Consider the following 24,425-nt stretch of genomic DNA (forward strand, 5'->3'; position numbering starts at 1 on the left):
GCGGACTTTCGGGTCCGCGCGGCCAGGTACGCTCTCGTCGGCGAGTCCGATCAGCCGACGGGGGGAGGCGCACCGATGAGTCCCATCATGGGCCTGCAACTGCTGCTGGTGGCGGGCGGCGCGATCGCCGTCGCCGCGGTCGCCAGGCGCAAGGGCTGGCCGGCGCCGCTGCTGCTGGTGGCCGCCGGGCTGCTGGTGTCGCCGCTGGTGCCCGCCGTGCCGCTCGACCCGGAGCTGGTCCTCTACGTCTTCCTGCCCCCGCTGCTCTACTCCGCCGCCCTCGACAGCTCCTACCTGCGCCTGCGTGACGCCAGGCGGGCCGTGGGGCTGCTGTCGATCGGGCTGGTGCTGTTCACGGCCGCGGTGGTCGGCTTCGTCGTGCACCTGCTGCTGCCGGACCTGCCGCTGGCGCTGGCGTTCGCGCTGGGCGCCATCATCGCGCCGCCCGACGCGGTCGCCGCCGTGGCGGTCGGGCGGCGGCTCGGGCTGCCGCGCCGCACGCTGACCGTCCTCATCGGCGAGAGCCTGTTCAACGACGCGACCGCGCTGACGGCCTACCGGGTGGCGATCGGCGCGTTCGTGGGCGGCACGGTCGATCTGCTGCACAGCGTCGGCGAGTTCCTGCTGGCGGCGGTCGGCGGCGTGGCGATCGGGCTGGCGCTGGCCCTGGTGTTCGCCTGGCTGTTCACGCTGACCCGCGACTCGCTGGTCGAGAACACGCTGACGCTGCTCATCCCGTTCGCCGCCTACCTCGCGGCCGAGTCGGTGCACGCCTCCGGCGTGATCGCGGTGGTCATCGTCGGCCTCTACCTCGGCTCCCGCATGCACCTGCGCGGGTTCGGCACGCGGCTGGTGTCCGACGCGGTGTGGCAGGTCACCGCCTTCTTCCTTGAGACGATCGTGTTCGCGCTGATCGGGCTGCAACTCGTCACCGTGATCCGCGGCATCTCCGGCTACAGCGCCTGGGAGGTGGCCGGCTACGCCGCCGCGGTGCTCGGCGCGACCATCCTGACCAGGTTCGTGTGGGTGTTCGCCGCTTCGTTCCTGATCAAGGTGCGGGGCGGCCCGGCCGGGCCAGGCCGGCAGCAGCGCGTCCTGCTGGGCTGGGCGGGCATGCGCGGCGTGGTGTCGCTGGCGGCGGCCTTCGCCATCCCGCCCGAGGTGCCGCCGCGCGACCGGGCGATGCTGCTGTTCCTGACGTTCACCACCGTCATCGGCACCCTGCTCATCCAGGGCACCACGTTCCCGGCGCTGATCAAGCGGCTCGGCGTGTCCAGCGACCAGGAGCGCTACGAGGACCGGCTGTCCGAGGCGGCGGCCCAGCAGGCGGCGCTGGAGGCGGGCATCGCCGAGCTCGACCGGCTGGTGGCCGAGCTCGGGAACGAGCCCGACGAGATCCAGAAGCAGGTCGTCGACCAGCTCAGGGAGAAGTCCTGGCGGCGCTCGCTCACCGCGTGGGAGCGGCTCGGCGGCGGCACCGGGCAGGGCGGCGCGGAGACGCCGAGCACGCTCTACCGGCGGCTGCGCCGCGACATGCTGCAGGCCGAACGCCAGGTGTTCGTACGCCTGCGCGACGAGCGGCGCCTCGACGACGAGGTGCTGCGTGAGGTGATGGCCCAGCTCGACTTCGAGGAGGCCATCCTGGAGCGCTGAGGCCGGCCGGCCTCAGGCCAGCAGTTTGTCCACGAAGCACCAGCGCCAGTTCTCGCCAGGCTCGAACGACTGGACCACCGGATGTGCGGTGCCGTGGAAGTGGGCGGTGGCGTGCTTGCCCGGCGAGGAGTCGCAACAGCCGATGTGGCCGCACTCCAGGCAGCGCCGCAGATGGACCCACCGGCCGCCCGTCGCCAGGCACTCCTCGCAACCTTCAGGAGTGCGCGCCGCAGGGTCGTCGGCCTGGAAAAGATGCTCGCAAGTAGCCATATCAATCATCCTAGTACGCGGTGACAAAGGCGATCTTAGGGGCGTTCTTCCTGCTCACCGCCCCTGCGGCCGATCCTCCGGAGGCGTCTCCTCCTGGCTCTCCCGCTCGGGATCGGCGTCCACGGCCGGGCGGCAGTGGGCGGCGCAGCCTTCGAAGCGGTCCCGGTCGATCGGGGTGAAGGACGCCGGAGGGACGTTCTTCAGCGCCGCGATCATCGTCGCCTTCCAGATCGGCCCGGGAAGGCTCGCCCCGGCGACGATCCCGTAGTAGCGGCCGCCGATCGTCACCCCTAGCAGCTTGTGCCGCTGCGAGCCCCGCGGGTCGCCGATGCTCACCGCCGCCGCCAGATCGGGGGTGAAACCGGCGAACCAGGCGGTCGCGTAGTCGTCGGTGGTGCCGGTCTTGCCGGCCGCGTCCCGGCCGATGCCGCCGACGCCGCGCATCGTGCCCTTGGTGAACACGCCGGACAGCACGTCCGCCGTGGCGTCCGCGACGGCCGGTTCGAGGGCCTGGCGGCACTTCGGCCGGTAACGGGCGGTCTTGCCGTTCCGGTCGGTGATGGCGGTGATGGCCATCGGCGCGCAGTACGTGCCGCGGGCCGCGATCGCCGCGTACGCGGTGGCCACGGTGACCGGGTCCATCTCGTTGATGCCGAGCGTGAACGTCTCGTACTCCTGGAGCGGGCGGCCGTCCGCGCGGCGGATGCCGAGCGACTTGGCCGTGGTCACCGTCTCGCAGAGGCCGGCCCGGCGCTCCAGCTCCATGAAGAACGTGTTCACCGACCCCCACGTGCCCGTCCTGAGGGTCTTCCAGCCGGGGGAGCCCTCGTCGTTGGTGACCGTGTGGGACGGGTCGCCGACGTTCTCGCCCGCGCAGTTCTTGAACGTCGCGTACGCGGGCGCGCGGTAACCCGCGCCCACGGTGAACCCGTCGTCCACCTTCATGCCCTGCTTCAGCGCGCTGATCAGGGTGAACGTCTTGAACGTCGAGCCCGCCTGGAACCCGGCCCCGCCGCCGTGCGCCGCGTCGGCGACCACGTTGTACGAGATCTCGTGGCGCGCCGCGCGGTTGCCGTACGTGCGGCTGGCCGCCATCGCCTCGATCGCGCCGGTGCCCGGCCGGACCAGGGCCTCGGCGGCGACCGCATGGTCGGAGGCGTGGACGTACGCGCGGATCGCCCGTTCGGCGGCCGCCTGCTTGACCGGGTCGAGGGTCGTCCTGATGGTGAGGCCGCCGCGGTTGAGCGTGGCGAGGCGGGCCTTGGCGGTCCGGCCGAAGTCGGGGTTGTTGAGGATCTCCTGGCGGACGTACAGGCAAAAATAGGGATATTTGCTGGCTTCGCAGCCGCCGGGAAGCTTCGTGCCCTTGTAACCGAGCTTGGTGCGCTTCGCCCGGTCGGCGGCCGCCTGGGTGATCTTTCCCAGCTCCGCCATCCGGTCGAGCACCACGTTGCGCCGCTTCAGCAGGCGGGCCTGCTGCTCGCGGCCCAGATTGGGGTCGGTCGCGTTCGGGTCCTGCACGGCGCCGGCCAGCGTGGCGGCCTGCGGCAGGGTCAGGCGGGCTGCGTGGACGCCGAAGAAGCGCCTGGCCGCCGCCTCGACCCCGTACGCCCCGGCGCCGAAGTACGCGATGTTCAGATATTTCTCAAGAATCTGGTCCTTGGTGTATTTCTTCTCCACGCCCATCGCGTAACGCAGCTCGTTCAGCTTGCGCGTGTAGCTGGCCTCCAGGGCGGCCTCGCGCTCCGCGTCGGTGCCGGCGGAGTTGAGCAGCACCTGCTTGACGTACTGCTGGGTGATGCTCGAACCGCCCTGCGCGACCTTGCCCGCCCGCAGGTTCGTGGCGAGCGCGCGCAGCGTGCCCTCCACGTCGATCGCGCCGTGCTCGTAGAAGCGGTAGTCCTCGATCGCCACGATGGCCGTCTTCATGACCTCGGCGATGGCGTCGAAGCCGACCACTTCGCGGTACTCCTCGTAGAAACGCGCGATCTCGCGGCCCTTCGCGTCCCGCACGATCGTGACCTCGGCGGGCGGCGGCTCGACCAGGTCGACCGGCCTGAGGTCCACCTCGTCGGCCGCCGCCACCAGCCCGAACCCGGCCCCGCCCACGGCCGGGACGGCGATCCCGGCCAGGAGCACGCCCGCCGCGGCCCCCGCGGCGGCCAGGCGTACGATCTTCGTCCCCCGGCCCGCCATCAGAGCCTGCCGAGCCCGCGGGCGAGCACGGTCGCGGTCTTCGCCAGCACCTTGTCGTCCACCGCGGGCGTCGACCGGGTGGTGTAGACGGCCATGATGATCGGGGCGGCCGCCTTGTCCGGCCAGATGACGGCGATGTCGTTGGCGCCGCCGATCTCGGCGTTCGTGCCGGTCTTGTCGCCGATGGTCCAGCTCTTGGGCAGGCCGGCGCGGATGCGCGCGTCGCCGGTCTGGTTGGCCCGCAGCCAGCCGTTGAGCCGTTGCCGGTCCTTGGCGTTCAGCGCGTCGCCCCAGGTGAGCAGGCGCAGGTCGCGGGAGATGGCGGCGGGCGTGGTGGTGTCCCGCTTGTCCTTCGCGGTCCAGTCGTTCAGCTCGGTCTCCCAGCGGTCGAGGCGCGAGACCGGGTCCTTCAGCGACCGGAAGTAGCGGGTGAGCCCGGCCGGGCCGCCGACCTGCTTGAGCACCATGTTGCCCGCGGTGTTGTCGCTGAGGGTGATGGTCGCCTCGCAGAGCTGGGCGACGGTCAGGCCGTCGGCGACATGCTTCTCCGTCGTCGGCGAGTTGGGCTTGAGCTCGGCCTTCGTCCACTTGACGACCTTGTCCATCAGGCCGGGCTCGGACGTGCGGGCCTTGTGCAGCGCCGCCGCGCAGACGGGCGCCTTGAACGTGGACAGCAGCGGGAACCGCTCGCCCGAGCGGTAGCCGACCGTCCGGCCGGTGGCGGTGTCGATCGCGTACGCCCCGATCCGTCCGTTGTAGGACTTCTCCAGCGCCCGCAGTTCCTTCGTCACCTGAGCCTGCCCGCCCCGCAGCGGCGCGACGGCGGCGTCCGCGGTCGCGGCCGTCGCCGTCCCCAGAGCGCTCCCGGTGAGGAGCGTGGCCGCGAGAGCGGCGGCGAGGCGGCGGGCGGAGGCGTGTCGCATGTGACCTGTCCTAACTGTCGTCCGTCAGAAGGCAGCAGCACACCAGACCGGATCACATGATGTCTAATAGCGATATCGGCAATCAGTTGATATTGAATCCGATATCATCGCTGGTGGGGATTGTCGCGGATTTCAGCAACCGCGCGCCGGCGGGTGCTTGGGTAGGGTCGGGGCATGCGACTCCACAAGAGCCGATTGTTGTCCCTCGCCGGCCTCTCCGCCGTCGCCCTCGCCGTCGCGGGATGCGGCGAGGTCAACCAGACCATCGACAAGGCCCAGGCGTGCCTGGAGGCGCCCAAGATCGTCACCGACCTGGGCGCGCAGATCACCAAGCTCACCGACGATCCCCAGGCCATGGACAAGGCGCTCGACGACGCCGCGGCCAAGCTCGGCGACGTGGCCGACCAGGCCGCCAACACCACGCTCAAGGAGGCCTCCGACAACCTGGCCGCCAAGCTGAGCGGCATCTCGGTCCAGAACGTCAATGACGCCGTCGACGCGGCCCAGCAGGTGGGCAAGGAGACGGTCACGTACCTGGAGACGGTCCGGCAGGCCTGCACCAACTGAGCGGGCGGGCAATCCCGCCTTCTCTAGGGGAAAAGTGGACGAATTACCGTTTTTCCCATGGAACCCGACCCGCGTTTCACCTTGGCCAACGAACGCACCTTCCTCACCTGGCTGAGCACGGCGCTGGCGCTCAGCGCGGGCGGGGTGGCGATGGCGGCGTTGCCCGCCGACGTGTTCGTCCCGTGGATCCGCACCACGCTGGCCGTCGTGCTCGTCGCCCTCTCGGCGCTGGCCGCCGGCCTGGCCTATCCCCGCTGGCGCAACATCCAGCGGGCCCTGCGCGCCCAGGCGCCGCTGCCGCCGCCCGCGCTCGCCGCCGTGTTCGGCTACGGCGTGGCGCTGGTGGCGGTCATCGCGCTCGTCCTCGTCCTCCTCGCGGCCTGACGGGGGGTACGCGACCATGGGGAGCGCGCCGGAGGAGGAGGTCTGGGACAGCGGCCTGCAGAGTGAGCGGACCCGGCTCGCCTGGGTGCGTACGGCGGTGCTGCTGGCCACCGGCGGGCTCGGCGCGGCCGGGATCGCGCTGCGCAACGGACTGCCGGTCGCCGCGGTGGCGGTGTTCGCGACGGCCTCGTTCTGCGGCGGCGTGCTGCTCATCAGGACGCGCGCCCGCTACCGCCGGGTGCAGGCGGCGCTGCACGGCGGCCGGCCACTCGACCACGGCGCGGACGTGCTGGTCGCCTGGCTCGGCACGCTCTGCGTGGTCCTGGGGGCGGTCGTCTTCGTCTGGTCGCGCACCCTCTGACCTGCGTGAAGGGCCGGTTTGCGTGATCCGGCGCCGAGGGCGGAGACTCTAGATGAGGGGGTGATTTCGTTGGAGGAAGAACGCAGAATCGTGCCCTTCGAGTGCCGCAGCTGCTGGCACGTGTGGGAGGAGGAATACCTCGTCCGGCACGTCGAGGACGACCACGGCAACGAGGCGACGCTCTGGCTGCGCAACAGGATCGCGGTCCCGCCGCCCTCCCCGGGGGCCAGGTGCCCGAGGTGCGGCTGCGAGCACGCGACCACGTTCCCCGAGGGCTATCTGCTACGGCATCCTGAGCTGGTCCCGCCGGACACCGCGGCGGCACCCGACGAGACGCCGTTGATGAGCCCCGTTCCGCGGCCGCTCTATTAGGGGCAAACCTGACGGTTGGTGAGCTTTTCCTGACGTCAGGTGTCACAAGACCGCCTTGCCGGTCCAATGTGACCAGGCGGACACTGAGGGCGAACGGCGATCCGCGGTCGGGGGTGATCTTCGTGCCCGAAGGGTTCGAGACCCGGGTGTCATGGCTTTTCGAATGCCTGCACTGCCTGCACGTGTGGGAGGAGGACTACCTGCTCCGCACCGTCACCGACACGCGAGGCAACGAGACGCAGATCTGGCTGAGCTCCGGCGTGGCGGTGCAGCCGCCCTGGTCGGGGCCGTCCTGCCCCGGCTGCGGCGCCTATCGGGTGACGTCGTTCCCGGCCGGCTACCTGAGCCGCCACCCCGAGCTGGTGGCGGCCCAGGAACCGGACCCCGCACCCGTACGGGTGCCGGGGATCAGGCCGCCGGACCGGGTGGCCGCCGTGGAGCGGGTCACCCTGCCCGGCCGGCTGCTGGTGGCGCTCGGGGTGCCGATCGCGTTGTTCGTCGGCTACGAACTGTATGCCGCGATCGTGCGGCCCGTGCACCACTGACGGGTCAGCTGCTCAGACTGTCGAGCCACGCCTGGTGCAGGCCGGCGAACCGGCCCGCGGAGGCGATGAGCCGGTCGGGCGGCCCGTCCTCGACGATCTCGCCGCGGTCCATGACCAGCACCCGGTCGGCGATCTCGACGGTCGACAGCCGGTGCGCGATGATCAGCGCCGTACGGTCGGCCAGGATGGTCCGCAGCGCGCGCTGCACCAGCCGCTCGCTGGGCACGTCGAGGCTGGAGGTCGCCTCGTCGAGGATGAGCACCGCGGGGTCGGCCAGGAAAGCCCGCGCGAACGCGACGAGCTGCCGCTGCCCCGCGGACATCCGGCCGCCGCGCTTGCCGACCTCGGTGTCGTAGCCGTCGGGCAGGCTCGTGACGAACTCGTGCGCGCCGATCGCCTTGGCGGCCTCGCGCACCTCCCGGTCGGAGGCCCCCGGCCGGCCGAACCTGATGTTGTCCGCCACCGTGCCGCTGAACAGGAAGTTCTCCTGCGTCACCATGACCACGGCCCCGCGCAGCGTCGGCTCGTCCAGCGTGCGCAGGTCCACGCCGTCGAGCAGCACCCGGCCCTCGGTCGGGTCGTAGAAGCGCGAGATCAGCTTGGCGAGCGTCGTCTTGCCCGCGCCCGTCGAGCCGACCAGCGCCACCGTCTGCCCGGCAGGGACCGTCAGGTCGAGGCCGGGCAGGATCGGCATCTCCTCCACGTAGGCGAACCTGACGTGCTCGAAGCGGATCCGGCCGCGCGCCCGGCCCTGCGGCAGCGGCTGCGGATCGCGCGGCTCGGGCACCGACGGCTCCTCCTCCAGCACACCCGACAGCTTCTCCAGGGCGGCGCTCGCCGACTGCAGCGTGTTGTAGAACTGGCTGACCTCCTGCATCGGCTCGTAGAACTGGCGCAGGTAGAGCAGGAACGCGGCGAGCACGCCGACCTTGACCTCGTCGTGCAGCGCCAGGTAGCCGCCGTAGAGCAGCACCCCGCCGACCGTGAGGTTGCCGACCAGCCTGATGCCGGTCATGAACGTCGCGCCGAGCTTCATGCCGCCGGCGTTGGCGTCCCGGTAGTCGTCGTTGAGCTGCTCGAAGATCTCCTGGTTGCGCGGCTCCCTGCGGAAGGCCTGCACCGCGCGGATGCCGGTCATCGACTCCACGAAGTGAACGATCACCAGGGCGACCGTCTCACGGGTGCGCCGGTAGACGATGGCCGACTGCCGGCGGAACCAGCGGGTGAACAGCAGCAGCAACGGCAGCGGGACGAGCGCCATCAGGCCCAGGTGCGCGTCCAGCACCAGCAGCAGCACGGCGGTGCCGACCATGGTCAGCAGGGCTCGTACGAGTGCGTCGAAGCCCGACTGCAGCAGCTCGGCGATGCTCTCGATGTCCGAGGTGAGCCGCGAGATGACCCGCCCCGAGGTGTACTTCTCGTGGAAGCTCAGCGACAGGCGCTGGAAGTGGTCGAAGACTCGGCGGCGCAGCTCCAGCAGGGTGTTCTGGCCGATCCGGCCGGACATGTTGAGAAACGTCTGCCTGGTCACCGCCTGCACGACGGTGGAGAACAGGATCACCCCGACCACGGTCAGCAGGACCGCCGGGCCGTCGCCGCGGGCGAGCGGCGGGATGCCCTCGTCGATGCCGATCGAGACCAGGAACGGGATGGACAGCCCGGCCGCGCTGGAGAGCACGATGGTGGCCACGAGCAGCGCGATCTGCTTGCGGTAGGGCCGCAGCAGCGCGCCGAGCAGCCGCCGCGACCGGTCGCGCAGCAGGACGGAGACCTTCTCCGGCAGCTCGTCCTGGTCCTCGGAGGCGACCCCGCGCCAGGACGTCCGCGAGGAGTCGGTGGTGGTGCTCGTGGTGGTGCTCATCGCAGCGCTCCTTCCGAGGCGTCGTCGAGGTCGGCGTCCTGGGCCAGCAGCTCGCGGTATTCGGGCACCTCGGCCAGCAGCTCGTGGTGCTGCCCGACGTGGGTGATCGTGCCGTCGCGCAGCAGCGCCACCTTGTCGGCCAGCAGCACGGTGGAGGCGCGGTGGGCGACCACGATGCCGGTCGCGTCGCGCAGCACGTGCCGCAGCGCCTCCTCCACCAGGGCCTCGGTCTCCACGTCGAGCGCGGACAGGGTGTCGTCGAGCACCAGGATGCGCGGCCTGCTGAGCACGGCGCGGGCCAGGGCCAGGCGCTGGCGCTGGCCGCCGGACAGGGACAGGCCCTGCTCGCCGATGCGGGTGTCGAGACCCCACGGCAGGTCGTGGACGAACCCGGCCTGCGCGGTGCGGATGGCCTCGGCCAGCTCCTCCTCGGTGGCGTCGGGCCGGCCGAGCATGAGGTTCTCGCGCACGCTCATCGAGAACAGCGTCGGCTCCTCGAACGCCGTGGCCACCACCGTGCGCAGAGTGGTGAGCTCCAGGTCGCGCACGTCGTGCCCGTCGATGGTGACGCGGCCCTCGGTCGGGTCGAGCAGGCGGGGCACCAGCGCCGTCAGCGTCGTCTTGCCCGCGCCGGTCGGGCCCACGATCGCCACGGTCTCGCCGGGCCGCACCTCCAGTCGGACGTCGCGCAGCACCGGCCGCTCGGCGCCGGGGAAGCTGAACCCGACGCCTTCGAAACGCAGGTGGCCGCGGGGCCGCTCGATGGTCTCGGTGCCGCTCTCGATGGACGGGACGGTGTCCATGACCTCCATGAGGCGGTCGGCCGAGGTCATCGCCTCCTGGGCCATCGCCAGGATGTAGCCGAGGCTCGCGATCGGCCACACGAGCTGCAGCATCAGCGTGGTGAAGGCGACCAGCGCGCCCAGCGTCAGCCCACCTCCGCCGACCGCGAGCGCGCCGAGCAGCAGCACCAGGGCGAGCGTGACGTTGGGGATCACCTCCAGGAAGGAGAAGAAGCGGGCCGACATGCGCACCTTGGCGAGCGAGGTGTCGTACACCTTGAGCGCCGCGTCGTCGAAGCGGTCGTAGACGTGGTGGCGGCGGCCGAACGCCTTGATGGTGCGGATGCCGAGCGCGGACTCCTCCACGAGCGTGGCGAGGTCGCCCTGCTCGTCCTGGACCTGGCGGGAGATGCGGATGTAGCGCTTCTCGAAGCGCAGCGACGTCCACACGATCGGCACGGCCGAGGCGAGCACCAGCAGCCCGAGCGGCCAGTACATGTTGAGCAGCAGCACGGTGACGGTGATGAGCTGCAGGATGTTCATGACCAGGAACAGCAGGCCGAAGCCGAGGAAACGGCGGATGGTCGACAGGTCCGTGGTCGCCCGCGACAGGAGCTGGCCCGACTGCCAGTCGCCGTGGAAGCGCATGGGCAGCCGCTGCAGGTGCTCGTAGAGGTCGTCGCGGATGGCGGTCTCCAGGCCGAGCACCGGTTTCACCTGGGCCCACCGCCGCAGCCAGATCAGCCCCGCCTCGACCACGCCGACGCCGAGCGCGAGCAGCCCGAGGGGGAGCAGCGCGTCCGCGTCCTTGTGGTAGACGGGGCCGTCGATGACCTGTTTGCTGATCAGGGGGAGGGCGATGCTCGCGCCTATGCCGATGATCGCCGACAGCCAGATGAAGATCAGTCTGACGACGTAGGGGCGGAGGTAGGACTTCATCCGCCACAGGGAGTTGGAGGAGAGTGAGGAGAGCAGGGGACGGCGAGGTACGTCAGTATCGGGAGGCATCCCCTCAAGGCTAATACCGGCGATCAACCCGTTTTTTGTGACCCGGAGGTGCGTATCACGTATGTGACGTGGGAAAACGTGAAGGATCATGCACAATGGGCGACGTAGACTGAGCAGATGATCTCCGAAATCGACCTCGGTCATCTGCGCCGCTGCGTGGAGCTGGCCGCCGCGGCCCTGGAGGCGGGCGACGAGCCGTTCGGCTCCGTGCTCGTCTCGGCCGACGGCGAGGTGCTGTTCGAGGACCACAACCGGGTGGCTTCCGGCGACCGCACGCGGCATCCGGAGTTCGCGGCGGCCCGCTGGTCGGCCGCCCACCTCACGCCCGCCGCGCGGGCCGCGGCCACCGTCTACACCTCGGGGGAGCACTGCCCGATGTGCGCGGCCGCCCACGGCTGGGTGGGGCTCGGCCGCATCGTGTACGTCGCCTCGTCGGCGCAGCTCGCCGCCTGGCTGGGCGAGCTGGGCGTGCCCGCGCCGCCCGTCCGTACGCTGCCGATCGCCGAGATCGTGCCCGGCGTGCCGGTGGAGGGCCCGGTGCCCGAACTGGCCGAGCAGGTCAGGGAGCTGCACCGCCGCTTCCACAGCGGGACCAACGGGGTGACGTCCTCCTCCTCATGCCCTTCTGGTACAGAATGAGCCATGCCCACGGAGCCGCTCTCCCGAGCCAGGATCGTCGCGGCCGCCATCGACCTCATCGAGCGTGAGGGCGCCGACGCGGTCTCGATGCGCCGCATCGCCGCCGAGCTGGGCGTCGGCGTGATGTCCCTCTACAACCACGTGCCCAGCAAGGACGCCCTGCTGAGCGGCGTGGCCGAGGCGGTGCTGAGCGAGATCGAGTTCACCGACGACCCCGACGCCCACTGGGCCGACCGGGTGCGCGTGCAGGCGCGGGCCTTCCGGCAGATCGCCGGCCACTACCCGCGCTCGACGATGCTGGTGGTCAGCAGGCAGCTCCACTCCGCCGCCGGGCTGCTGCCGGTCGAACGGGCGCTGGCCACGCTGCGCAGCGCCGGGTTCGACGGCGCGGAGGCGGTCAGCATGCTGCGGGTGTTCATCGCCTACATCGTGGGGTCGCTGCTGCGCGAGGTCGGGGTGACGCCGGCGTTCGCGCCCGCGAGCGCCCCGGCGGTCCCGTCGGCGGGCGTGGATCCCGCGTTGTTCCCCGAGGTCGGAGCGATGGCGTCGCTGCTCGGCACGTGTGATCACGAGGGGGAGTTCGAGTTCGGGCTGGAGATGCTCATCCAGGCGGCCACGGCCAGGGCCCCGGGCGGCGGGCAGACAGGCGGGCAGACAGGCGGGCAGGCCGGCAAGCAGGTGAGCCGGGAGGGCACCCGTTGACCGGGCGCCCTCCCGGGCGTCGTCGATCCAGTCGTCAATACCAGTTGTGCGACCTCCAGTGTCCCCATGCGCCGCACGGCCTGCCGTAGCGTCCCTTGATGTAGGCGAGGCCCCAGCGGATCTGTGTCTCCGGGTTGGACCGCCAGTCGCGGCCGGCGCCGCTCATCTTGCCCGCGGGCAGCGCCTGCGGGATGCCGTACGCGCCGGACGAGCGGTTGTATGCGTGATGGTTCCAGTTGCTCTCCCTGGTCCAGAGCTGGTCCAGGCAGCGGAACTCCCTGAGGTTCCACGATCGCTGGACGACGTGGCCGAGGGCTATCCGCTTGTTTCTGTTGGCCGGCACGACGGCCGGGATCTCAGGTTGCGCTGATGTCGTCCACGTCCTGATTCTGATCGGGAACGGCGTCTCCGCCGTCCCCGCCCAGGCCGTGGGTGTGGTGATCGTGCTGAACACGATCACCGGCGCGGTGAACGCGGTCAGGCCGATGAGCGTGCCGCCGCGCGCGCGTTTGCTGTCCAAAGCGATCCTTGCTTCCGGGTCGCGTGCGGACGGGCGCCCCGCCGAAGGGGGCGCCCTGCCGCTTCGCGTACGTGGCGCGCACGCGAAGGGGTCCGCCGGCTCTCCGGGATTCTGGTTCCGCCCGATCCTGCTGGGCGGCCCGGAGGGCACCGCGACGTGTCCTTTAGCACGATTCCTATTACGCGGTGTCACCACGGGTCATACATCGGGACACGCGAAGGACAGGCCTTTGTGTGATCGTTGCGGATAAAAGGCGGCCTCGCTGGGCCGGTATTGCCGGGCCGGTCGCGGTGCTGACGAGGACTTGCCGCAAAGTGCGGACAATCCTGGGGTTTGGGTCAGTACCAGTTGTGGGACAGGAAGTGTCCCCACGCGCCGCACGGTGTGCCGTACCGCTGCTTGATATATCCGAGACCCCATTTGATCTGGGTCCGGGGGTTCGTGCGCCAGTCGCGGCCCGAGGAGGACATCTTGACGCCGGGGAGCGCCTGCGGGATGCCGTAGGCCCCGGAGCCGTTCGCGGCACGGTGGTTCCAGCCGCTCTCGCGGGCCCAGAGCCGCTCCAGGCACCTGAACTGGACGTTGTTCCAGCCGCGCGCCGCCACCATGGGCTTGGCGATCGACTTGTTCCTGCTGCTGCTCGTCTGGGAGCTCTGCGCCTGTGCGGCCGAGGCGCCGCCCGCCGCCACCAGGGTGGCGGTCAGGACGAGGACGCCGGTACGGCGGAGCATGGGCATGGATTCCCTTTCGAAGGTGACATGGACCGCGCCACCCTGCCCGATAAGCACCTTTCGTTGCGAATTGACCATGAAAAGGTAGATCGTTAGTAAAGGGAGTCGTATCTTGCTGTCCAGGGGTTTTGTCAGCTAAATGAGGTCTGCGTCACATTTTGGGCGGACCGACCCCCGAGCGGGGTTCTGTATCGTCGGATCATGAGCCTCAGTGACATCCCGCTCCGCACCCTCGCCGACGCCCCCACCACGCTCCGCGAGCTCACGGCGGGCCGCCCCGCCCTCATCGTCAACGTCGCCTCGCGCTGCGGCCTGACGCCCCAGTACAGCGGCCTGGTCAAGCTCCAGGAGCAGTACGGCCCGCGCGGCCTCACCGTCATCGGCGTGCCGTGCAACCAGTTCGCCGGGCAGGAGCCGGGGTCGGCGGAGGAGATCCAGACCTTCTGCGCCACGACGTACGGCGTGGACTTCCCGCTCCTCGCCAAGACCGAGGTCAACGGCCCCGACCGGCACCCTCTCTACGCGGAGCTCACCCGGCTCGCCGACGCCGAGGGCGAGGCCGGCGACGTGCAGTGGAACTTCGAGAAGTTCCTGGTCGACGGCGAGGGCGCCCCGGTCGCCCGCTTCCGCCCCCGCACCACCCCGGAGGACCCGGCCGTCACCTCGGCCATCGACAAGCTCCTGAACTGAAGGCAATCGTCCGGTTACGGTACGCGATTTCCACTGCGGGGTATCGGTGATCCATGACGAGCAACCCGTACGCAGGAGCCCACGTCGGCTACGCCGCCGAACCCGCCGCCGCGCCCTACTCCATCGTCGAGCTGATGCCCGGCATCCGCAACGCGCTGGACTACCTGCGGCTGCGGGCCGGGGAGCGGGTGCTGCTCATGATGGAGCACGCCGTCGACCCGGTCGTGGTGCAGGCGTTCGCGGCGGCGGCCGCGTTCCGGGACGCGGACGTGCGGATCCTGTCGGTGCCGCCTTTCAGCCCCGGCGGATGGGACAGGGAGGCGCCGCTCGACATCGAGACCGCCGCCTTTCGTGAAGCCGACGTCATCATCGCCGGGACGTGGTGGGGCGAGGTGCACACGGCCCCGTTGTTCTTCGACCAGATCAAGGCCCGCCCCTCGCGCTGGCTGTCGCTGCACATGACGGCCACCGCCGGGGCGCTGCTCACCGGCGGCCGGCTGCCCGCCGAGGTCTTCTACGCCCTGCTGCGGCGGACGCTGGAGCGGCTCTCACCGGCCAGCTCGATCCGGGTGACCAGCGAGCGGGGCTCCGACGTGACCTACTCGGGGTTCACCTTCGACCCCGATCCGGGGGCGATGCGGCCGGGGGACTGGCGGCCCTTCCCGTACGGCGGCGCCAACTTCTGGCCCACGGACACCGAGGGCGTGATCGTCATCGAGGACTCCACGGTCACCGGCGTGCCCGAGGAGCCGCTGCGCGTCACGCTGGAGGGCAACCTGGTCCGCAAGATCGAGGGCGGCATGGCGGCCGAGCAGCTCCGCCGCTACGCGCCCGGCGGCTTCTACATGCGCCACGGCCTCCTCGGGCTCAACCCGAAGGTACGCGTGGCGGGCGGCACCCAGTTCGAGCGGGAGAAGCACGCAGGAGCCTTCTACTGCGGCCTCGACGGGCTGACCGAGGGCGTGCCGGTCACGACCGGGCCCGGCTTCGCGCACTGCGACATCCAGGTGGACCGGCCGACGATGGTGGTCGACGGCGAGCTGTTCATCGAGCGCGGACGGCTGCTGCTGCTCGACGATCCGGAGATCAGGGAGGTGGCGGCGCGGTTCGGGCCGCCGGAGGTCATCCTGGACGACAACCCGACGATGATCCTGCCACGCCGCTACACCGGAGCCGGAGCCGGAGCGGGGACGGACGCGGGGCCGGAGCCGGTCAGCGGCGCGGGCCGCAGCTTCCCCGGATGATCAGCTCGGTCGGCAGCACCACCGTGCGCGGCCGGCGACCGCCCGGCCGCAGCACCAGCTCGGCGGCCCGGTAGCCCATGTCGCGCCCCGGCTGCGCGATCACCGTGAGCGGCGGGGAGCAGAGCTCGGCCCACGGCACGTCGTCGTACATGACGAGCGAGACGTCCCGGGGCACCCGCAGATCGAGCTCCCTGGCCGCCAGCACCGCCGCCTCGCCGAGCACGTTGCCCCCGGCCACCACTGCCGTCAGGTCGGGACGGCTCTGGAACAGCCCGGAGGCCGCCGCGTAGGCGGAGTCGCGGCTGCCGGTGGCGAAGACCACCAGCTCCTCGTCCACCGGCGCGCCCACCGCCTCGCGGAAGGCCGCCACCCGCCGGTCGTGCCCGGGGCCGCCGAGGAAGGCGATGCGCCGGTGCCCGAGGCCGCGCAGGTAGCGCACGGCGGTGCGGATGCCGGCGCGGTCGTCGGCCAGCACCGACGGCGCCTCCGGCGGGCGCGTGCGCGCGGCGGGGGACAGGCCGTCGAGGCGCATGAGGTCGTCCACGGCGTCCTGCTGCTCCTCCTCGGCGGGCCGCGCGGGCAGGCGGTCGGCGAAGACCACCGACATCCCCGCCCGTACGGCCGGTGCCCAGGTCTCGGCGTCGCCCGTGGGGACCGCGATCAGCCGGTCGACGCTCTGCTCCAGCAGCATCCCGATCAGCTCCGACTCCTGCTCGGGGTCGTCGCCGGTGGAGCCGACCACCACCGGCTCGCCGGTCGAGCGGGCGCAGGCGAGCACGCCTTCGGCGAGCTGGCCGTAGAAGGTGTCGGTGAGGTCGGGGACGAGCAGGCCCATGCCGCCGGTGCGGCGCTGGCGCAGGTTGCGGCCGAGCGCGCTCGGCCGGTAGTCGAGCTGCGCGGCGACGGCGAGCACGCGCTCCCGGGTGCGGGGGCTGGCCGAGCCGCCGGACAGCACCCTGGAGACGGTCGCGACGCCCACGCCGGCCGCCTCGGCCACATCCTTGATCGTCGCCCGCTTCTCCATGGAAACGATTCCATCATGGTTTCCGCGCAGAGGGAAGCTCCGCGCGCCCACAACGCCTGGTCACAAAGGAACCCTTGACACAGATCACCCTTTCCGGTGAGATGTTTGAAAACGTATCCACGTACGTGGGGACACGCTACCAATCCGGGCTTCAACGCGCCCTGGAGCACGAAGGACTGTCATGGCATCCATCGTTCTGAGCAACGTCGACAAGATCTACGCCGGTGGCGTGAAGGCCGTGAACGGACTCAACCTTGAGATCAAGGACGGCGAGTTCATGGTGCTGGTCGGCCCGTCCGGTTGCGGTAAGTCGACCGCGCTCCGGATGATCGCCGGCCTTGAGGACATCAGCGGGGGCGAGATCTCCATCGGCGAGAAGGTGGTCAACCACCTGCCGCCCAAGGACCGCGACATCGCGATGGTCTTCCAGAACTACGCGCTCTACCCGCACATGACGGTCGAGGAGAACCTCGCCTTCGGCCTCAAGCTCCGCAAGATGCCGAAGCCGGAGATCCAGAAGCGCGTCAACGAGGCCGCCAAGATGCTCGGCCTGGAGCAGTACCTCAAGCGCAAGCCGGCCGCCCTCTCCGGTGGTCAGCGCCAGCGTGTCGCCATGGGCCGCGCGATCGTGCGTGAGCCGCAGGCCTTCCTCATGGACGAGCCGCTGTCCAACCTCGACGCCAAGCTGCGCGTCTCGATGCGCGCCTCGCTCAACCAGATGCACGAGCGCCTCGGCGTCACCACCGTGTACGTCACCCACGACCAGGTCGAGGCCATGACCCTCGGCGACCGCGTCTGCGTGCTGCGCGACGGCATCCTGCAGCAGGTCGACACCCCGCAGAACCTGTTCGACAAGCCGGTCAACCTGTTCGTGGCGGGCTTCATGGGCTCCCCGGCGATGAACTTCGTCACCGCCGAGCTGGTCCGCGACGAGGGCGGCGCCGCCGTGGCCTTCGCCGGCTACAAGCTGCCCATCCCCGACTCCACCTTCACCGACAAGCCGGGCCTCGACCAGTACGTCGGCAAGAAGATCATCCTCGGCATCCGCCCGTCCGACTTCGAAGACGCGAACTCCGCCGGCAACCACGCCAACGGCTGGGCCACCCTGCCGGTCCGCGTGGAGGTCACCGAGGAGCTGGGCTCCGAGATCAACGTGCTGTTCCTCATCGACGCCCCGCCGGTCGAGCACAAGGACACCGTCGCCGCCGCCGACACCGGTGACGACGAGGAGGCGACGCTGCCGCTGGCGGGCGACAAGTCCCTGTGGACCGCCCGTGTCAACGCCCGCAGCCACGCGCGCTCCGGCCAGAGCCTCGACCTGGTCGTCGACACGCACAACCTGCACTTCTTCGACACGACCTCCGGCCTGTCCATCGGCCACGAGGCCAACCGCTGAGCGGGTTTCCCGTCTCCTGAATCCCGGCCGTGAGCTCTGCTAACGGCCGTTGGGCCCCCACCGCGACCCCCTCCCGCGGCGGGGGCCCGTTCTCATGCCGGGGAAGGACCGGTCAGCGGCCGATGCGGGAGGAGACGTAGCGCTGCAGGCCGCGCGGCACCAGCCGGCCGACCGCCACGATCGCCTTGTAGCGCGGGTCGGGCACGGACACCCGCTTGCCCAGCGCCAGGTCGCGCAGCCCCTCGCGCACCACGTCGTCGGCCTTGAGCCACAGGAAGCCCGGGATGCCCGAGGTGTCCATGCCGGCCCGCGCGTGGAACTCGGTGCGCACGAACCCCGGGCAGAGCGCCATGATCTTGATGCGCGGGTTGCCGACCTCGTTCGCGGCCGACTCGCTGAAGTTGACCACCCACGCCTTGGACGCGCTGTAGGTGCCCCGCGTGAAGAACGCCGCCACCGACGCGACGTTGACGATCGCGCCCCTGTCGCGCTCGCGCATGCCGGGCAGCGCGGCCAGGGTGAGCCGCAGCACCGCCTCGCAGTGCAGCCGCAGCATGCGCACCTCGTCGGCCACCGGCACCTCGGGGAAGTGGCCGCGGTTGCCGAAACCGGCGTTGTTGACCAGCACGTCGACGCCCTCGCGGACGCGCGACTCGACCGCCGCCAGGCCCTCCTCCGTCGTCAGGTCGGCGGGCAGCACCTCGACGCTCACGCCGTACCTCAGCTTGAGCTGGCCGGCGATCTCGGCGAGGCGGGCCTCGTCGCGCGCGACCAGGACGAGAGAGCAGGACTCGGCGGCCAGGCGGCGGGCGAAGGCGGCGCCGAGGCCCGCGGTGGCGCCGGTGATCAAAGCGGTGGGCATGCCCGCAACCCTAACGCCTACTCCGCGGCACCGGAGCGGGGCCGGCCGGCCCGCTCGATCAGGCTCTCCACCTGGTCGTTGAGCCGCGCGCCGCGCGCCCAGCCGGCGTAGTGGGACAGGAACACGACCACCTCGCGCAGCTCCGTCTCGGTGAGCTCGCCGGTGCGGAGCGCGGCGTCCAGCTGAATCTCCATCTGATCGTCCAGACCCTGGCCCACGAGCAGGCCGAGGAGGAGCATCCGGCGCTCCCTGACCGGGAGGACGGTCCTCGCCCACACGTCGGCGAACCGGCGCTCGGCCATCATGCCGAAGGAGTCGACGATCTGCATTGCGGGTTCCGTCATCACGAGCTCCGGGTCGATAGGGATCCTCATATCTTTCGCTACTTCCTGAGTTGAACCAATGGGGGTTGCATGAACGTTGTAGTGACCCCGACGCCAGCGGAGGCTCCGCCTCTCCGGCGGATCTGTAACAAATCGAGCCAAGGGCCGGGCAAGATTTGGTCAAGATTTCTCATTCCACCGCGGGCTCATTCCCTCGGAAAAGCGGGCACAACAACTCCGTCGGTCCGTAAACCGGAGGTAAGCCCTGGTGACCAAGACACGGGCTTTGATCGCGCTCATGGTGACGGTGACCTTGCTGTCCGCCTGCGGGCAGCCGGAGTTCACCTACGTCCGTGACCGCGACGGGACGACATACTTCAAAGTGCCGTCCTCGTTCAAGCAACTCGACGCCAACCCCATCGAGCAGTATCTGTCGGGCGACCACCCGGGCTCGGCGGCGGCGGCGCTGCGGGCCCAGCGGGTCTGGTCGACGGCCTTCGACCAGTCCGCCGACCCCTCGGTCGACCATCTGCTGGGCTCCAAGGAGCCCTTCGTCTACGCCACCGTGCACCAGCTCACCGAGGAGCAGCGGGACGGCATCTCGCTCAACCGGCTGCGCGACTTCGTGCTGCCGGTCACCGAGCAGGTGCGCGAGCTCTACGCGCAGCAGGCCGCCGCCACCGGGCAGCCGCCGGTCTTCAGGAACTTCGAGCTCCTCGACGACCAGGTCCTGAGCCTCGACGACGGCGCCAAGGGCGTACGGGTGCGGTTCAACTACCAGATCGGCGGCGACGTCCAGACCTTCGACCACACCGCCATCCTCGGCGAGAAGGGCGACACGGTCTCCGTCATGCTCATCGCCTGCCAGACGACCTGCTACCGGCGGCGCGCCGACGACTTCGACAGGATCGCGAGTTCCTTCAAGCTGCTCCGGCTGCCTGGTTGACATCCTTCCCCCTCGTGAACGAGGGGGAGTCCGACCGTCGCCGGTCGGTCTTCCTGCTTCACCGCCGGTCGCCCGCCCGAGAGGAGGTCTCCCGTTGAGGTCTTACACCAGCTCCACAGGCGTTTCAGCTCTCCGCCAGCCCGGCGGCGAGCAGCATGTTCCGGGCCGCGTTCACGTCCCGGTCATGGACCGCGTCGCAGGCGCAGATCCACTCACGGACGTTCAACGGCAGCTGTTCTTGCAGGGCCCCGCAGGCCGAGCACAGCTTGGAGGAGGGGAACCAGCGGTCTGCCACGACCAGGGTGCGGCCGTACCAGTCCGTCTTGTACTCCAGCATGCGCCGCAGCTCCCGCCAGCCGGCATCGGAGATGGCGCGGGCCAGGGCATGGTTCTTGAGCAGGTTGCGGACGGCCAGGTCCTCCACGGCGATCACTTGATTGTCGCGAACGAGCCGTGTGGTGACCTTGTGCAGATAGTCGCGCCTGCGGTCGGCGATCCGGGCGTGCACCCGTGCCACCTTCAGCCGGGCCTTGGCCCGGTTGTTCGATCCCTTCTGTTTGCGGGCCAGCGCGCGCTGCGCCTTGGCCAGCCTGCGCCGCTCACGACGCTCGTGACGCGGGTTGGCGATCTGCTCGCCGCACGACAGCGTGAGCAGTGCGGTGAGGCCCGCGTCCACGCCTGTCGACTGCTCGACGGGCGGCAAAGGCGCGATCTTCTCCTCCACCAGGAGAGACACGAACCATCGCCCGGCCGCGTCCCTGGACACGGTGACCGTGGACGGCTCGGCTCCCTCGGGCAGCGGACGCGACCACACGATGTCCAGCGGCGCGCCCATCTTGGCCAAGGTGAGCCGGCCCTCACGCCAGCGGAACGCCGAACGGGTGTACTCGGCCGACGCCCGCGACCTCTTCCTGCTCTTGAACGTCGGATACTTGGCCCGGCGGGCGAAGAAGTTCGCGAACGCCGCCTGCAGATGCCGCAGCGCCTGCTGCAACGGCACCGACGACACCTCGCACAAGAACGCCAGCTCGGGTGTCTTCTTCCACGCGGTCAGCGCGGCCGACGACTCCGCATAGGAAACCCCCCGGCCTTCCAGCTTGTAGGCGCGAGTCCGCTCCTCCAACGCCTTGTTGTAGACCAGGCGCACGCAACCGAACGTCCGGACAAGCTCCTCGGCCTGCTCGGGGGTCGGATAGAAGCGGTACTTGTAGGCCCGCTTCACAAGCTGCGCCACCTTTCGATCCTAGGTGCGAGATCACACGCGCACCGGCCGATTCCGAAAGACGACAGCGGTCCGCCTGACGGCGTATCGCCTGCTCCTGCCCTGCTCCGCAGGAGTCCGATTCCTTCCCCGCCTGAAGGCGGGGGTCTCCTCGGAGGTATCTGATGAGGGAGCACCATTGACCACGACCGAACACCATGAAGGGCTGCGCGCACCCGGCAGCGGGCCCTCCGATCCCGAATCCGTGACCAGGAAGAAGATGCAGTTCTGGGACCGGAGCAAGTTCCTCATCGCCCTGGTGCTCGCCTATCTCGTCCTGACGTGGAAGGTGATGGCCGACTACGAGGGCGTCACCACCTTCCCCGAGGCGGCCGAGTCCATCGCGAACGCCTACCCCTGGATCTTCTGGCTGCTGGGCGTCGAGCTCGTGCGTCAGCTGCACTTCTTCGTCAGCGAGCACTGGTCCGGCTACCACCGGTTCTGGAGCCAGAAGGTCTTCGGCGGCTTCGAGCGGTGGACGCACCGGCGTTTCGACGACTGGACGCGTTACCGGCTCTCCCGCGCGCTCAAGATCATCTTCCTGGTCGCGCTGGTCGCCCTGGTGCTGGGGGCGGTGCTGGACGTCAGCCCGTTCGCCGCGCTCATGCAGGCGCCCGCGCTGATCTGGCAGGCGCTGCCGTTCTTCCTCCAGATCGTCTTCCTGTTCTTCTTCGTCATCATCCAGTTCGTCGGCCTGTTCTGGTTCCTGTCGCGTGGCGGCGTCGAGACGTACTTCCCCGACGACATCAAGACCCGCTTCAACGACGTGTGGGGGCAGGACCACGTGGTCGAGCGGGTCCGCGAGAACATCGTCTTCCTGGAACGGCCCGACGAGATCGAGCGGCGCGGCGGGTACGTCCCGAGCGGGCTGCTGCTGTGGGGCCCGCCCGGCACCGGCAAGACCCTCATGGCCGAGGCCGTGGCCGGCGAGACCGGCAAGCCGTACGTGTTCGTGGACCCGGGCGCGTTCACGAACATGTTCATGGGCATCGGCATCCTCAAGGTCAAGACGCTCTTCAGGAAGCTGCGCAAGCTGGCGCTCCGCTACGGCGGCGTCATCGTCTTCTTCGACGAGGCCGACTCGCTCGGCAAACGCGGCCGGCTCGCCCAGCAGGGGCCCAACGTGCCCGGCGGCGGCTTCTCCGCGATGACGGACGCGCACGGCTGCCACGGCTTCGGCTACCTGTCGGAGCCGACCCGGCAGATGCTCACCTTCCGCTCCCGGCGCGAGGACCGCGACAAGCCCGGCGGGCGCGAGCGCTTCATGATGGGCGGCGGCATGATGGGCGGCGGCGGCGACCCCGGCACCCTCCAGGCGCTGCTCACCGAGCTGTCCGGGCTCAAGAAACCGCGCGGCTTCTTCAACCGGTTCGTCCGCCGGCTGCTCGGCATGCGGCCCAAGCCGCCGCCCAAATACCGCATCCTCGTCATGATGGCCACCAACCGGCCGGACGCGCTCGACGAGGCGCTGCTGCGGCCCGGCCGCATCGACCGCATCTACAAGGTCGGCTACCCGTCCAAGGCCGGGCGGGTGCGCACCTACCAGGGCTACTTCGACAAGGTCTGGCACGAGCTCACCCCGGAGCAGATCGACAAGCTCGCCACCATCACCCCGTACGCGACGGGCGCCACGATCAAGGACCTGGTCAACGAGTCCCTGATCACCGCCATCCGCGACGGCAGGGAGATCATCACCTGGTCCGACGTGCTGCGCGCCAAACGGCTCAAGCAGCTCGGGCCGCCCGAGGACGTCGAGTACATCGAGCGCGAGCGGCACGCCGTCGCCGTGCACGAGGCCTGCCACGCCGTGGTGGCGTACGCGACCAGGTTCCACCTGGAGATCGACATCGCCACCATCGAGAAGGGCGCCGACTACCTCGGCATGGTCGCCTCCATCAAGCCCGAGGACCAGTTCACCCGGTGGAAGTCCGAGCACGAGGCCGACATCATGGTGTCGCTGGCGTCGCTGGCCGGCGAGCGCATGTTCTTCGGCGAGGACAACTCCTCCGGCGTCTCCGGCGACCTGTTCTCGGCGACCTACCTGACGGCCATGATGGAGTCGTACTGGGGCATGGGGTCGGGCGTCACCTCGCTGCCCGCCCTCCAGGAGCTGGAGATCCTGGGCGGCAAGGCCGTGCGCAAGCGCCCGGCCGGCGGGGGCGGCGGCATCGGCATCACCGACAGGGAGCCGGCCAGGCGCGAGCCCGACCTCACCCCCGACGTGCTGGGGGAGCGGATCGAGTTCAACCTGGTGCGGCTGCTGGAGCAGACCGAGCGACTGCTGCACGAGCACCGCAGGGAGGTGCTCTGCGTGGCGCACGCGCTGGAGACGCACAAGACGCTGAACGGCGACGACGTCGTGGCGATCATCCGGCGCGAGCCCGGGCCGCTCATCGACGGCACCGTCTACGCCTCCGACACGCTCTACGAGGAGCTGGAGGAGTACCACGCGGAGGCGGCGCGGGCGCACAGGGAGCACAGCCGGGTCGAGCGCGAGCTGCCGGGGCAGGCCCGCGAGGCCGTCCCGGCGGCGGTCCACGCGGGGGGCACGATCACGACAGCCGTCCAGATCGTGCCCCCGCCCTCCGGCGCGCCGGCGGTCGTCGGGCCGTCCCCGGGACTGACCCTCCCGCCCTCAGCAGGTGCGCAGGGGTTCGGGCAGGAGGGGGCCGAGCGGCCGGAGTTCGTGCCGTGGGCGGCCGAGCAGCGGCCGGCGACGCCCGCGACGCCCGCGCCGGCGGCGCAGGTGGTGGTCGGGCCGGCGGCCACCGTGCCGGGGCCCTCGCGGGGACGGCGGGCGGCGGGCAGGGTGTGGCTGGTCATCGCCAGCCTGCTCGGCCTGGTCGTGCTGTCCGTCATCGCCGCGCTGGCGGTGACGGGCGCGGGCGGCAACCTGTTCAACGCCGCGGGCGCCCAGGGGATCGCCTCGCCGGGGCTGTTGCTGGTGCTGTTCGTGGTGATCGTCGCGGTCATCGTGGGCGGCGGGCTCGCGCTGGTCGCGGTCAAGGGCGTACGCGCGGCCCAGGCGAAGGCCGAGCGCGAGCGCGACGAGGCGCACGCGCGGGCCCAGCTCCTCGCCGCCGCCATGGACCCGGACACCGCGCTGCGGCTGCTCGGCTACGACGGCAACGGGAACGGCCACGGGCGCGAGGGCCGCACCTGACC

The 24,425-nt window shown here is 70.4% G+C and carries 23 protein-coding genes and 1 pseudogene; 13 read left to right on the top strand and 11 right to left on the bottom strand.

The window, feature by feature from the left end; genetic code table 11:
- The first annotated feature begins 75 nt into the window (after positions 1-75).
- Positions 76-1,653 carry a Na+/H+ antiporter gene (locus SMD20_RS01705; RefSeq protein WP_329574119.1) on the top strand — a complete coding sequence of 526 codons (1,578 nt, stop codon included), beginning with the start codon at positions 76-78 and terminating at the stop codon, positions 1,651-1,653.
- A 12-nt stretch (positions 1,654-1,665) separates the two neighbouring features.
- On the opposite strand, the gene SMD20_RS01710 is transcribed toward SMD20_RS01705, so the two are convergent.
- From SMD20_RS01710 to bla, 3 genes are read right to left on the bottom strand one after another with little or no spacing between them, the layout of a single operon-like run.
- Positions 1,666-1,923, bottom strand: coding sequence for a ubiquitin carboxyl-terminal hydrolase 14 (locus tag SMD20_RS01710; RefSeq protein WP_329574120.1), 258 nt, complete (start codon positions 1,921-1,923; stop codon positions 1,666-1,668).
- 54 nt (positions 1,924-1,977) lie between these two features.
- Positions 1,978-4,119 carry a transglycosylase domain-containing protein gene (locus SMD20_RS01715; RefSeq protein WP_329574121.1) on the bottom strand — a complete coding sequence of 714 codons (2,142 nt, stop codon included), beginning with the start codon at positions 4,117-4,119 and terminating at the stop codon, positions 1,978-1,980.
- A complete protein-coding gene (gene bla, locus SMD20_RS01720) occupies positions 4,119-5,042 on the bottom strand; it encodes a class A beta-lactamase (RefSeq protein WP_329574123.1) in 924 nt (307 codons plus the stop codon). The genes SMD20_RS01715 and bla overlap by 1 nt, the downstream gene beginning before the upstream one ends.
- A 174-nt stretch (positions 5,043-5,216) precedes the next feature.
- Between bla and SMD20_RS01725 the strand changes: the two genes are divergently transcribed.
- The 5 genes from SMD20_RS01725 to SMD20_RS01745 all read left to right on the top strand — a co-directional run bounded on the left by SMD20_RS01725 (position 5,217) and on the right by SMD20_RS01745 (position 7,271).
- Positions 5,217-5,609 (top strand): hypothetical protein, encoded by a 393-nt coding sequence (locus SMD20_RS01725; RefSeq protein ID WP_329574125.1) that lies wholly within the window; start codon positions 5,217-5,219, stop codon positions 5,607-5,609.
- A gap of 57 nt (positions 5,610-5,666) precedes the next feature.
- A complete protein-coding gene (locus SMD20_RS01730) occupies positions 5,667-5,993 on the top strand; it encodes a YidH family protein (protein WP_329574126.1) in 327 nt (108 codons plus the stop codon).
- Positions 5,994-6,009: 16 nt separating this feature from the next.
- Positions 6,010-6,354, top strand: a complete 345-nt coding sequence (locus tag SMD20_RS01735; protein WP_329574128.1) for a DUF202 domain-containing protein — start codon at positions 6,010-6,012, stop codon at positions 6,352-6,354.
- Between the two features lie 90 nt (positions 6,355-6,444).
- The gene (locus SMD20_RS01740) at positions 6,445-6,726 is read left to right on the top strand and encodes a hypothetical protein (protein WP_329574129.1); all 282 of its coding nucleotides are present in this window, start codon (positions 6,445-6,447) and stop codon (positions 6,724-6,726) included.
- Positions 6,727-6,848: 122 nt separating this feature from the next.
- Complete coding sequence (locus tag SMD20_RS01745; protein ID WP_329574131.1) at positions 6,849-7,271, top strand: hypothetical protein; 423 nt, start codon at positions 6,849-6,851, stop codon at positions 7,269-7,271.
- A gap of 4 nt (positions 7,272-7,275) precedes the next feature.
- Here the strand turns inward: SMD20_RS01745 and SMD20_RS01750 are convergent, their stop codons facing one another.
- Positions 7,276-9,132, bottom strand: a complete 1,857-nt coding sequence (locus SMD20_RS01750) for an ABC transporter ATP-binding protein (RefSeq protein ID WP_329574133.1) — start codon at positions 9,130-9,132, stop codon at positions 7,276-7,278.
- The gene (locus tag SMD20_RS01755; RefSeq protein ID WP_329574135.1) at positions 9,129-10,922 is read right to left on the bottom strand and encodes an ABC transporter ATP-binding protein; all 1,794 of its coding nucleotides are present in this window, start codon (positions 10,920-10,922) and stop codon (positions 9,129-9,131) included. Before SMD20_RS01755 ends, SMD20_RS01750 begins: the two co-directional genes overlap by 4 nt.
- 117 nt (positions 10,923-11,039) lie before the next feature.
- On the opposite strand from SMD20_RS01755, the gene SMD20_RS01760 reads away from it, so the two are divergent.
- Together SMD20_RS01760 and SMD20_RS01765 are read left to right on the top strand one after the other, a co-directional pair.
- Positions 11,040-11,561 carry a nucleoside deaminase gene (locus tag SMD20_RS01760; protein ID WP_329574137.1) on the top strand — a complete coding sequence of 174 codons (522 nt, stop codon included), beginning with the start codon at positions 11,040-11,042 and terminating at the stop codon, positions 11,559-11,561.
- Positions 11,562-11,564: 3 nt separating this feature from the next.
- On the top strand, positions 11,565-12,263 hold the full coding sequence (locus SMD20_RS01765; protein WP_329574139.1) for a TetR/AcrR family transcriptional regulator: 699 nt from the start codon (positions 11,565-11,567) through the stop codon (positions 12,261-12,263).
- Positions 12,264-12,297: 34 nt separating this feature from the next.
- Here SMD20_RS01765 and SMD20_RS01770 read toward each other — a convergent pair whose 3' ends face one another.
- The gene (locus SMD20_RS01770) at positions 12,298-12,783 is read right to left on the bottom strand and encodes a transglycosylase SLT domain-containing protein (RefSeq protein WP_329574141.1); all 486 of its coding nucleotides are present in this window, start codon (positions 12,781-12,783) and stop codon (positions 12,298-12,300) included.
- 338 nt (positions 12,784-13,121) lie between these two features.
- Positions 13,122-13,514 carry a transglycosylase SLT domain-containing protein gene (locus SMD20_RS01775; RefSeq protein ID WP_329574143.1) on the bottom strand — a complete coding sequence of 131 codons (393 nt, stop codon included), beginning with the start codon at positions 13,512-13,514 and terminating at the stop codon, positions 13,122-13,124.
- Between the two features lie 201 nt (positions 13,515-13,715).
- Between SMD20_RS01775 and SMD20_RS01780 the strand changes: the two genes are divergently transcribed.
- Both SMD20_RS01780 and SMD20_RS01785 read left to right on the top strand, forming a co-directional pair.
- On the top strand, positions 13,716-14,204 hold the full coding sequence (locus SMD20_RS01780; RefSeq protein WP_329574144.1) for a glutathione peroxidase: 489 nt from the start codon (positions 13,716-13,718) through the stop codon (positions 14,202-14,204).
- A 53-nt stretch (positions 14,205-14,257) separates the two neighbouring features.
- Positions 14,258-15,448 carry a hypothetical protein gene (locus tag SMD20_RS01785; protein WP_329574146.1) on the top strand — a complete coding sequence of 397 codons (1,191 nt, stop codon included), beginning with the start codon at positions 14,258-14,260 and terminating at the stop codon, positions 15,446-15,448.
- Here SMD20_RS01785 and SMD20_RS01790 read toward each other — a convergent pair.
- The gene (locus SMD20_RS01790; RefSeq protein ID WP_329574148.1) at positions 15,417-16,472 is read right to left on the bottom strand and encodes a LacI family DNA-binding transcriptional regulator; all 1,056 of its coding nucleotides are present in this window, start codon (positions 16,470-16,472) and stop codon (positions 15,417-15,419) included. The genes SMD20_RS01785 and SMD20_RS01790 overlap by 32 nt on opposite strands.
- Positions 16,473-16,653: 181 nt before the next feature.
- On the opposite strand from SMD20_RS01790, the gene SMD20_RS01795 reads away from it, so the two are divergent.
- A complete protein-coding gene (locus SMD20_RS01795) occupies positions 16,654-17,868 on the top strand; it encodes an ABC transporter ATP-binding protein (RefSeq protein WP_329574150.1) in 1,215 nt (404 codons plus the stop codon).
- 112 nt (positions 17,869-17,980) lie between these two features.
- Here SMD20_RS01795 and SMD20_RS01800 read toward each other — a convergent pair whose 3' ends face one another.
- Both SMD20_RS01800 and SMD20_RS01805 read right to left on the bottom strand, forming a co-directional pair.
- Positions 17,981-18,730, bottom strand: a complete 750-nt coding sequence (locus SMD20_RS01800) for an SDR family NAD(P)-dependent oxidoreductase (RefSeq protein ID WP_329574152.1) — start codon at positions 18,728-18,730, stop codon at positions 17,981-17,983.
- A gap of 17 nt (positions 18,731-18,747) precedes the next feature.
- Positions 18,748-19,074: a carboxymuconolactone decarboxylase family protein gene (locus SMD20_RS01805; protein WP_329574154.1), complete on the bottom strand. Its 327-nt coding sequence runs from the start codon at positions 19,072-19,074 to the stop codon at positions 18,748-18,750.
- A gap of 247 nt (positions 19,075-19,321) precedes the next feature.
- Between SMD20_RS01805 and SMD20_RS01810 the strand changes: the two genes are divergently transcribed.
- Positions 19,322-19,999, top strand: coding sequence for an LptM family lipoprotein (locus tag SMD20_RS01810; RefSeq protein WP_329574155.1), 678 nt, complete (start codon positions 19,322-19,324; stop codon positions 19,997-19,999).
- 35 nt (positions 20,000-20,034) lie between these two features.
- Here the strand turns inward: SMD20_RS01810 and SMD20_RS01815 are convergent.
- Positions 20,035-21,233 (bottom strand): annotated as a pseudogene (locus SMD20_RS01815) (RNA-guided endonuclease InsQ/TnpB family protein); the annotation flags it as partial.
- Positions 21,234-21,399: 166 nt separating this feature from the next.
- On the opposite strand from SMD20_RS01815, the gene SMD20_RS01820 reads away from it, so the two are divergent.
- Positions 21,400-24,423 (top strand): AAA family ATPase, encoded by a 3,024-nt coding sequence (locus SMD20_RS01820; protein ID WP_329574157.1) that lies wholly within the window; start codon positions 21,400-21,402, stop codon positions 24,421-24,423.
- Positions 24,424-24,425 lie beyond the last annotated feature (2 nt).

Origin of the sequence: Nonomuraea sp. LP-02, assembly GCF_036289125.1 — a bacterium.
GTDB classification, from domain to species: domain Bacteria; phylum Actinomycetota; class Actinomycetes; order Streptosporangiales; family Streptosporangiaceae; genus Nonomuraea; species Nonomuraea bangladeshensis.